The organism is Mycobacterium sp. 1245499.0 (assembly GCF_001673615.1).
Taxonomy (GTDB): domain Bacteria; phylum Actinomycetota; class Actinomycetes; order Mycobacteriales; family Mycobacteriaceae; genus Mycobacterium; species Mycobacterium europaeum_A.
Genome location: NZ_LZMG01000419.1, coordinates 1 through 3,231, shown reverse-complemented (window position 1 = coordinate 3,231; position 3,231 = coordinate 1). Strand labels below are relative to the sequence as shown.

Here is a 3,231-nt window from a genome sequence, read left to right as displayed (position 1 = left end):
GCTCGCCGGGCGACCAGCGCGGTTGCCCTAACCGAATAGCAGAAGCCGCCAGGTCCGCCTGGCGGCTTTGCTGGCTGCGGATGGGTTCGTCGCCGCCGGCGGTGTTGTCGGTGGCCGCTGCTATACCAATCCCTATCGGAACCCCCGCCCCGGCGTGTGATCTGCGACACGCCGAGCGGGTGGCCGGATTTTTCCGCGACAAGGCTCACGACCAGGGAATTTCAAAATTGTTATTCAGAACATCTTGTATCTCGACAACTTGTCACCCACTAGGTGTAGTGTTTCGAGCACCGGCAGATCCCCGGGCCGCCGAGCCAGCCAGGCTCGGCGAACCCCCCGAAATCGGCACACACAGGTCGTTCGACCTCGACCGCCGTGCGACGGGAATCAGGGGGCCTGGCGGATCGCTGAAGCTAGCAAAGACGCAGTCCAAAAGTAGTTGCCAGTCCATTGGGTCCCCCTCTTCCGCAAAGGAGCGGCATTCTATGAGCATCACCGTGTACACCAAGCCGGCATGCGTGCAGTGCAGCGCCACCTACAAGGCGCTCGACAAGCAGGGCATCGCCTACGAGAAGGTCGACATCTCGCTGGACGCCGAGGCGCGTGACTACGTGATGGCCCTGGGATACCTGCAGGCTCCCGTCGTGGTGGCCGGCAACGACCACTGGTCGGGTTTCCGCCCGGACCGCATCAAGGCGCTATCGGCGGCGGAACTGAGCGCGTAAGGCAAGACGTCAGGTAAGGAGGTTGCGGTGCCATGGACGTCAGGGGGCGCAACCCAGGTTCGACGAGTGGCGACCCGCTGCGCGCGGCTCCGGACCTGGTTGCCGCGTCCGCGGCATCGCCACTGGTCTATTTCTCCTCGGTGTCGGAGAACACCCACCGCTTCGTCGAGAAGCTGGGGATCCCCGCCACGCGGATTCCGCTGCATGGCCGCATCGAGGTGGACCAGCCCTACGTCCTCGTCCTGCCCACCTACGGCGGCGGCCGGGCCACCCCGGACCTCAACGCCGGCGGTTACGTGCCCAAGCAGGTCATCGCCTTTTTGAACAATGAGCACAACCGGTCGTTGATCCGCGGCGTCATCGCCGCGGGCAACAACAACTTCGGCGCCGAATTCGCCTACGCGGGCAACGTGATCTCGCGCAAGTGCGGCGTTCCGTACCTGTACCGCTTCGAACTCATGGGAACCCAGGACGACGTGGATGCCGTCCGCGCGGGCTTAGCCAATTTTTGGAAGGAACAGACGTGCCACCAACCGTCGCTGCAGAGCCTGTAACCACCGGAGCCCACGCGTTGCCGGGGGAGACGGATTACCACGCGCTCAACGCGATGCTGAATCTGTACGACGCGGACGGCAAGATTCAGTTCGACAAGGACCGCGAGGCCGCGCATCAGTACTTCCTGCAGCACGTCAACCAGAACACGGTGTTCTTCCACAATCAGGACGAGAAGCTCGACTACCTGATCAAGGAGAACTATTACGAGCGCGAGGTTCTCGACCAGTACAGCCGCAATTTCGTCAAGACGCTGCTGGACCGGGCCTACGCCAAGAAGTTCCGGTTCCCGACGTTTCTGGGCGCGTTCAAGTACTACACCTCCTACACGCTGAAGACGTTCGACGGGAAGCGCTACCTGGAGCGCTTCGAGGACCGCGTGGTCATGGTGGCGCTGACGCTGGCCGCCGGCGACACCGTGCTGGCCGAAAAGCTGGTCGACGAGATCATCGACGGGCGATTCCAGCCGGCCACCCCGACGTTTCTGAACTCGGGCAAAAAGCAGCGCGGCGAGCCGGTGAGCTGCTTTCTGCTGCGCATCGAGGACAACATGGAGTCGATCGGGCGATCGATCAACTCCGCGCTGCAGCTCTCCAAGCGTGGCGGGGGAGTTGCGTTGCTGCTGAGCAACATTCGCGAGCACGGCGCCCCGATCAAGAACATCGAGAACCAGTCCTCTGGCGTCATCCCGATCATGAAGTTGCTCGAGGACTCCTTCTCCTACGCCAACCAGCTCGGCGCGCGGCAGGGCGCCGGCGCGGTGTACCTGCATGCGCATCACCCGGACATCTACCGGTTCCTGGACACCAAGCGCGAGAACGCCGACGAGAAGATCCGCATCAAGACGCTGAGCCTGGGCGTGGTGATTCCCGACATCACCTTCGAGCTGGCCAAGAAGAACGAGGACATGTACCTGTTCTCGCCGTACGACGTCGAGCGGGTCTACGGCCTGCCGTTCGCCGACATCTCGGTCACCGAGAAGTACTACGAGATGGTCGACGACGCCCGCATCCGCAAGACCAAGATCAAGGCGCGCGAGTTCTTCCAGACACTGGCCGAGCTGCAGTTCGAATCCGGCTACCCCTACATCATGTTCGAGGACACGGTGAACCGGGCCAACCCGATCGACGGCAAGATCACCCACTCGAACCTGTGCTCGGAGATCCTGCAGGTCTCCACGCCGTCGGTGTTCAACGATGACTTGTCGTACGCCAAAGTGGGCAAGGACATTTCGTGCAACCTGGGGTCGCTGAACATCGCCAAGACGATGGACTCGCCCGACTTCGCGCAGACCATCGAGGTCGCGATCCGGGCGCTGACGGCGGTGAGCGATCAGACCCACATCACCTCGGTGCCCTCAATCGAGCAGGGCAACAACGAGTCCCACGCGATCGGCCTCGGCCAGATGAACCTGCACGGTTACCTGGCCCGCGAGCGCATCCACTATGGCTCCGAAGAAGGCATCGACTTCACCAACATCTACTTCTACACCGTGCTCTACCACGCGCTGCGCGCCTCGAACCGCATCGCGATCGAGCGGGGCAGCAAATTCGGCGGCTTCGAGAAGTCGAAGTACGCCTCGGGTGAGTTCTTCGACAAGTACACCGAGCGGGTGTGGGAACCGGCCACCCCGCGGGTGCGCGAGATCTTCGCCGAGGCGGGCATTCGCATTCCCACGCAGGAGGATTGGCAGCGGCTGAAGGAGTCGGTGCAGCAGCACGGCATCTACAACCAGAACCTGCAGGCCGTCCCGCCGACGGGATCGATCAGCTACATCAACCACTCGACCAGCTCGATCCACCCGGTGGCGAGCAAGATCGAGATCCGCAAGGAAGGCAAGATCGGCCGTGTCTACTACCCGGCGCCGTATCTGACCAACGACAACCTGGAGTACTACCAGGACGCCTACGAGATCGGTTACGAGAAGATCATCGACACCTATGCCGCGGCCACC

Annotated in this window: 3 protein-coding genes; all 3 read left to right on the top strand. The window is 62.6% G+C overall.

What is annotated here, in order from left to right; translation table 11 throughout:
- Nucleotides 1-485 precede the first annotated feature (485 nt).
- Nucleotides 486-725, top strand: coding sequence for a redoxin NrdH (locus A5646_RS26135; RefSeq protein WP_064877378.1), 240 nt, complete (start codon nt 486-488; stop codon nt 723-725).
- A 32-nt stretch (nt 726-757) separates the two neighbouring features.
- A complete protein-coding gene (nrdI, locus tag A5646_RS26130; protein WP_231998478.1) occupies nt 758-1,279 on the top strand; it encodes a class Ib ribonucleoside-diphosphate reductase assembly flavoprotein NrdI in 522 nt (173 codons plus the stop codon).
- The coding region (gene nrdE, locus A5646_RS26125; protein ID WP_067025335.1) for a class 1b ribonucleoside-diphosphate reductase subunit alpha at nt 1,249-3,231 on the top strand (1,983 nt) is incomplete at its 3' end. The genes nrdI and nrdE, both read left to right, overlap by 31 nt.

What these genes read in the sequence shown, in the direction of transcription:
- nrdI (WP_231998478.1), top strand. Translation starts at nt 758, where the DNA reads ATGGACGTCAGGGGGCGCAACCCAGGTTCGACGAGTGGCGACCCGCTG.
- A5646_RS26135 (WP_064877378.1), top strand. Translation starts at nt 486, where the DNA reads ATGAGCATCACCGTGTACACCAAGCCGGCATGCGTGCAGTGCAGCGCC.